The following is a 5,873-nucleotide window of genomic DNA, read 5'->3' on the forward strand; positions in this document are numbered from 1 at the left end:
AAATCGATAATGACAAGATGCAAGAGAAGCTTTGGGAATATTATGAGTTCGGGACTGAACGTATTTTCGGTATCTCGGTATCTCATAACCGTTCGGTTTTACCTCTTTTAAATTGGATCGCTTCGGAGCTTCCTGAATCTGCTATCGTTAAACCTGAAGCCGAAATGGCAGAAGATGATGATATGGATGGATTCGATGCGGCATTAAAAGCTTCTTCGGATGATGAAGAGTTCGATGAAGAGGATGAGGACGATGGATTTTTTATCCCTGAAGAGGATGGTGAAGAAGAGGAAACGTCGATAGAAGCACTCGAAGAGGCATATCGCGGAATCGTCAAAGAGTACGAAGCGGGTGATGTTAATCAGATGAAAGTAGCGATCATCGGTCGTGTCAACGTCGGGAAAAGCTCACTTCTCAACGCATTGCTCGGAGAAGATCGCTCGGTTGTCAGTTCTGTCGCGGGGACAACCATCGACCCAATCGATGAGATGGTGGAGTATGCGGATAAAAAGATTACCTTTATCGATACTGCAGGTATTCGTAAGCGGGGAAAAATTCTCGGAATCGAAAAATACGCCCTTATGCGTACCGAAGAGATGTTGGAAACGGCAGATATCGCCCTCCTTGTTCTCGATGCGTCACAGCCGTTTATGGATTTAGACGAGAAAATCGCGGGGTTTGTCGATAAAAATCGTCTTGCATGTTTGATCGTTCTTAACAAATGGGATCTGGCACCGAAAGAAGATTACGACAAAATTATGACAGAAGTACGAGACCGTTTTAAATTTTTGAGCTATGCACCGATCATCACGATTTCAGCGCAGAGCAAACAGCGGGTACACAAAATCTTTGATATGCTCCTCAAAATCAATGAGAACTATTCACAGCGTATCTCGACCGGTAAACTCAACGAGGTTATCCAAACAGCAATGCGCAAACATATCTTGCCGAGTATCAACGGTATGAATATCCGTCTTTACTTCGCAACGCAGTACGATATCCGTCCGCCGCGTATCGCACTGATTATGAACAAACCGCAGGGTCTCCATTTCAGCTATCGCCGATATTTGACGAATCAGTTACGAGAGCAGTTTGATTTTGAGGGGACTCCGGTACTCTTTAAAGCGAAAGCGAAAAATACAAATCGAAGACCAAAACCGCATAAAACTCGGTCGATGTGGTAATAAAGTAAAACCTTTTAAAAAGGTTTTACCACCACAAGCGCCACAATCCCCATGAGTAAGAGCGTCGGGACTTCGTTATATATCCGAAAAAACTTCCCACTTTTATAGGCTGTGTTCTCTTTGAGTTTCAGGCGATAATGTCCGAGAGAGAAAAAATAGGCGGTCAAAACAGCTACTAGCGTCAGTTTGGCGTGCATCCATCCCCCCATTGCAAATACGTTCACCCCGTTATAGTGTTGAGTTGATAGAACGATCAATGCTATTCCAGAGAGCAAGGTTGCCCAAAACGCAGGGACTCCGATGTATTTGTAAATCTTCATCTCCATCACTTCGATCACTTCCACAAAACCGTTATTAGAACCGTTTTCTACATGGTAGACAAAAAGACGGGGGAGATAAAAGAGTACGGCGAACCATGAGACCATTGAGATGACATGAAACCACAAAATCCAGTTGTACATAGTGTTTTCCTGATAATAAAGTGAGGAAGAATAGCGAAAAAAGATTAATTACTACAGATGTTTTTTAACAAAAGCGATAATTTGGGGTGTCGGTAAAGCCCCGCTGAACTGATCGACGATGCGGTTGTTTCTAAACGCGATGACGGTTGGGATAGATCGGATGCCGAAACGTCCGCCCAAATGTTGCTGCTCTTCGGTGTTGATTTTGATAAACTGAGCTTTGAGAGGAAATTGGCGTGCCGCTTCTTCGAACGAGGGTGCCATACTTCGACACGGTCCACACCACGGTGCCCAAAAATCAGCGATAATAAGTCGTTCATCATTGAGCATCAAGCGATCAAAAGAGGAGGCATCTACGGAGATGGGCTTGGTGTCGAGGAGGGAGCCTTTGCAGTGACCGCAGGCGGCTTTTGCATAGGACTCTTTTAGAGGAATGGCATTTACGCCTCCGCAGTGGGGGCAAACGACATTGATTTTAGACATGGATTACTCCGCGATCTCTTCTTCAACGACTTCAATATCACGAATCGATGAAGTGTGGTGATCTTTTACTTTATCATGAAGGCGGCGGAGCGCTTTGTTGGCACGTTCAATCGCCAAATCAATGGCAGTATCGATATCTTCATCGACGTCGGAGATAACGACGGGTTGTGCGTGGGCGATGTGCATGTCAAATTCGACGCCGACCCCTTTTTTCTCTTTGGTAATCATTACATTGACGGTGGTAATATCAAGATGGTAACGTTTAAAATTTTCGATAGCGATTGCAATATGGTCATTTAAGTGTTGGGTGAGTTTGATATCTTTAGAGCGAATTTGAGTATTCATAGTGAATCCTTTTTGTTTGAACTATCGAAAAATATAGCATATCTTTTCTTAAGAGGAAGCTTAAGAGACTCTGCGGTAAAATAAGTTACTGTTCAAGGAGTTATTGTGCGAGTTTTAACGGGTATTCAACCATCAGGCGATTTACATATTGGAAACTATTTCGGTTCGATCAAAGCGATGATCGAATCACAAAACGATCATGAGGTATTTGCGTTTATCGCCAATTATCATGCGATGAGTTCACTCAGTGAGGGTGAGCGGTTATCTAAGCTAACGATGCAAGCGGCAACTGACTTCTTGGCTCTTGGGATGGATCCGCAAAAGTCTACCTTTTGGGTGCAGTCGGATGTGAAAGAGGTGCTAGAGCTTTACTGGGTGCTTTCAGGCTTTACTCCGATGGGACTTCTGGAGCGTGCGCACAGCTATAAAGACAAAGTAGCTAAAGGGATTGCGAGCAATCACAGTCTTTTTTCGTATCCTGTCCTCATGGCGGCTGATATCTTGTTATTCGGCTCTCAAGTGGTACCTGTCGGGAAAGATCAAATCCAGCACGTTGAGATTGCTCGTGATATCGCGATCAAGTTCAATAACCAATACGGCGATATTTTCACCATTCCAGAGTTTCGCGTCGATGAGAACGTAGCCACCGTTCCGGGAATCGACGGGCAGAAGATGTCGAAGAGTTATGGCAATACGATTCCGATTTTCAGCGAAGAGAAAATGCAGTCTAAGATTATCAAAAAGATTGTGACCGAAGCGGTACCGATGGAAGATCCGAAAGAATTTGAGGGGTGCAATGTCTATAACATCGCCAAACTCTTTTTGGATTATGAAGAATGTTCAGCACTTCAAGATCGCTATAAGCGAGGCGGCGAGGGGCATGGTCATTTCAAACTTTATACCCATGATGTGATTTGGGAATATTTCCGTCCGTACCGTGAGCGACGTGAACATTTCGAAAATAATCAAGACGAAGTGCGTGAACTTTTAAAACTGGGCGCGGCAAAAGCGAGTGCTCAGGCGCAACCTATTATGGAAAAAGTTCGTTCGGTTACGGGCATAACGTACTAAAGGAAATACAAATGAAAAATTATATTATCAAACAAATTGCCGATTCAGCGGCAACCAAACAGGCTATATTAGAAAATGAGCCACTTTTGGAGATGATCGTCACCGTAGCACAGGCATGTGTGGAAGTGTATCGTCACGGCAAAAAAACAATATTGGCAGGAAATGGCGGTTCGGCGGCTGATGCACAGCACATCGCGGCGGAATTGGTAGGGCGTTATGGGTTTGATCGCCCCTCTATCCCATCATTGGCACTGACAACCGATACCTCGAACCTTACCGCAATCGGAAATGATTACGGCTACGACAAAGTTTTTTCTCGTCAGTTAGAGGGGATGGCTCAAGAGGGTGATCTCTTTATCGGTATCTCAACGTCGGGGAATTCGCAAAATATCATTAACGCGTTTGAATCGGCAAAAGATCGGGGTGTGACTACGGTGGCACTTGTGGGACGTGACGGAGGTAAAATGGCGGCGATGGCAGATTTTGCGATCATTATCCCCTCAAACGCCACTCCTCGTATTCAAGAATCCCATATCTTGATCGGGCATATTCTCTGTGATATCATCGAAAAAGAGCTTTTCGGCGGCGGAGTAGCGTAAGGTGAATAAAGCCCTCTTCCTTGATCGCGACGGCGTTGTGAATGTCGAAAAAAACTATCTCCATAAGATCGAAGAGTTTGAACTCATGGAAGGGATCATCGATGTGTGCCGTACGTATCAAGATCAAGGGTATTTGATACTTATCGTCACGAATCAGTCGGGGATTTCACGGGGCTATTACACCGAGGAAGATTTTGCTCATTTGAGCCAATGGATGATAGAATACTTCAAGACGTTCGGAATTACCATTACTCGTATCTACCATTGCCCTCACCATGAGAGTATTGATGGGCTCTGCGAGTGTCGTAAGCCTGAACCTGGGATGTTTTTAGAGGCTCGAAAAGAGTATGATTTGGATATGGAACACTCTGTTATGATCGGAGACAATGAACGGGATATTGAAGCCTCTCTCAAAGCGGGGGTTGGGATGAATATTCTCCTAAGTAGAGAAGCGCTCTCTTCACAAGCGGATCGTATTATTCATACATTAGGGGAGTTACTTTAGTGCTTATCATCAATACGGGCGGGACATTTAATAAACGGTATGATCCGATCACGGGAGAGCTGTTTGTCCCCTGCGATAACAGTGCTGTTGAAGCGGTTATGGCTGTGTTGGCTGAAGAGGTGCAGGTCGAGGGGATCTTGTATAAAGATTCACTAGAGATGGATGATGCGGATCGAACAGTGCTTTGTGAGACGATAAGACGATGCACAGAGGATACCGTTATTGTCGTTCACGGTACCGATACGATGGCGTTAAGTGCCGAAGCGGTTGCTGGAATGAATCTTAAAAAAACCGTTATCTTTACGGGTGCGATGGTCCCCTTTAGTATTGATCCGCTCGAAGCAACAGCGAATTTGGCTATGGCGATAGGGTTTGCCCTCCGTTCATGCAGTGGGGTTTATATCGTGATGCAAGGGGTTTGCGGGCAATATAATCATGTACGAAAAAATCGAGTACTTGGGAAGTTCGAATATGTCTAAAGTTAAATGCGATCACTGTCATCTGGAATTTAGCGATGATGTGATGATCCACGATGGGGAGTATCGCTTTTGCTGCAACGGGTGTCGCGGAATTTTTCACCTCCTCAAAGACGAAGGGTTGGAGAGCTTTTATTCCAAAATGGGGGATACGACTCTCTCTCCTCCCACCGAGCAGTTCGAAGCGAGTACGAACTTTGATACCCCTGCTTTTAGCGAGCGGTTTGTGACGACAACGAAAGAGAGGCTATCTCAAGTCTCGCTGGTCATCGAGGGGATACACTGCGCTGCGTGCGTCTGGCTCAATGAGAAAGCGCTTCACAAAATGGACGGCGTCATCGAAGCTCATATCAACTATACCAACAACAAAGCCCGTATCACGTGGAATCCGCAAACGCTGCAACTCTCAGCTATCATCGATATGATCCGTGCTATCGGTTATAACGCATTTCCTTATGACGCGTCGCTTCAAGAGGTTCGCGCCAACAAAGAGCGAAAAGATTATTATCTTCGAATGGCGGTAGCGACGTTCGCGACGATGAACATGATGTGGATTGCCGTGGCTCAATACGCAGGGTATTTTAGCGGGATTACCCAAGAGATCAAAACGATCCTCAACATTGCCGAGTGGGTGTTGGCGACTCCGGTACTCTTTTACAGCGGATGGATTTTTTATCGTGGTGCCTACTATGGACTTCGAAATAAATCGATTACGATGGATTTACTCGTCGTTACGGGTTCAAGTCTCG

The 5,873-nt window shown here is 45.2% G+C and carries 9 protein-coding genes; 6 read left to right on the plus strand and 3 right to left on the minus strand.

Going from position 1 to position 5,873, the window contains the following annotated elements; translation table 11 throughout:
• On the plus strand, positions 1–1,184 hold a 1,184-nt coding region (der, locus tag JZU62_RS01240; RefSeq protein ID WP_295011135.1), incomplete at its 5' end, for a ribosome biogenesis GTPase Der.
• A 14-nt stretch (positions 1,185–1,198) separates the two neighbouring features.
• Here der and JZU62_RS01245 read toward each other — a convergent pair.
• From JZU62_RS01245 to raiA, 3 genes are read right to left on the minus strand one after another with little or no spacing between them, the layout of a single operon-like run.
• Positions 1,199–1,645, minus strand: coding sequence for a CopD family protein (locus JZU62_RS01245; RefSeq protein WP_295011137.1), 447 nt, complete (start codon positions 1,643–1,645; stop codon positions 1,199–1,201).
• A 51-nt stretch (positions 1,646–1,696) separates the two neighbouring features.
• A complete protein-coding gene (gene trxC, locus JZU62_RS01250; RefSeq protein WP_295011138.1) occupies positions 1,697–2,128 on the minus strand; it encodes a thioredoxin TrxC in 432 nt (143 codons plus the stop codon).
• 3 nt (positions 2,129–2,131) lie between these two features.
• On the minus strand, positions 2,132–2,473 hold the full coding sequence (gene raiA, locus JZU62_RS01255; protein ID WP_295011140.1) for a ribosome-associated translation inhibitor RaiA: 342 nt from the start codon (positions 2,471–2,473) through the stop codon (positions 2,132–2,134).
• Positions 2,474–2,578: 105 nt separating this feature from the next.
• On the opposite strand from raiA, the gene trpS reads away from it, so the two are divergent.
• From trpS to JZU62_RS01280, 5 genes are all read left to right on the plus strand, one after another.
• Positions 2,579–3,544, plus strand: a complete 966-nt coding sequence (gene trpS / locus JZU62_RS01260; protein WP_295011143.1) for a tryptophan--tRNA ligase — start codon at positions 2,579–2,581, stop codon at positions 3,542–3,544.
• Between the two features lie 11 nt (positions 3,545–3,555).
• Entirely contained in the window at positions 3,556–4,143 is a 588-nt protein-coding gene (locus JZU62_RS01265) for a D-sedoheptulose 7-phosphate isomerase (RefSeq protein WP_295011145.1), read from the plus strand.
• 1 nt (position 4,144) lies between these two features.
• Entirely contained in the window at positions 4,145–4,648 is a 504-nt protein-coding gene (gmhB, locus tag JZU62_RS01270) for a D-glycero-beta-D-manno-heptose 1,7-bisphosphate 7-phosphatase (RefSeq protein ID WP_295011147.1), read from the plus strand.
• On the plus strand, positions 4,648–5,127 hold the full coding sequence (locus JZU62_RS01275; RefSeq protein WP_295011149.1) for an asparaginase domain-containing protein: 480 nt from the start codon (positions 4,648–4,650) through the stop codon (positions 5,125–5,127). Before gmhB ends, JZU62_RS01275 begins: the two co-directional genes overlap by 1 nt.
• The coding region (locus tag JZU62_RS01280) for a heavy metal translocating P-type ATPase metal-binding domain-containing protein (protein WP_295011151.1) at positions 5,120–5,873 on the plus strand (754 nt) is incomplete at its 3' end. The genes JZU62_RS01275 and JZU62_RS01280, both read left to right, overlap by 8 nt.

This window comes from Sulfuricurvum sp., assembly GCF_019163035.1.
Lineage (GTDB): Bacteria > Campylobacterota > Campylobacteria > Campylobacterales > Sulfurimonadaceae > Sulfuricurvum.

What these genes read in the sequence shown, in the direction of transcription:
- JZU62_RS01245 (WP_295011137.1), bottom strand. Translation starts at nt 1,645, where the DNA reads ATGTACAACTGGATTTTGTGGTTTCATGTCATCTCAATGGTCTCATGG.
- trxC (WP_295011138.1), bottom strand. Translation starts at nt 2,128, where the DNA reads ATGTCTAAAATCAATGTCGTTTGCCCCCACTGCGGAGGCGTAAATGCC.
- raiA (WP_295011140.1), bottom strand. Translation starts at nt 2,473, where the DNA reads ATGAATACTCAAATTCGCTCTAAAGATATCAAACTCACCCAACACTTA.
- JZU62_RS01265 (WP_295011145.1), top strand. Translation starts at nt 3,556, where the DNA reads ATGAAAAATTATATTATCAAACAAATTGCCGATTCAGCGGCAACCAAA.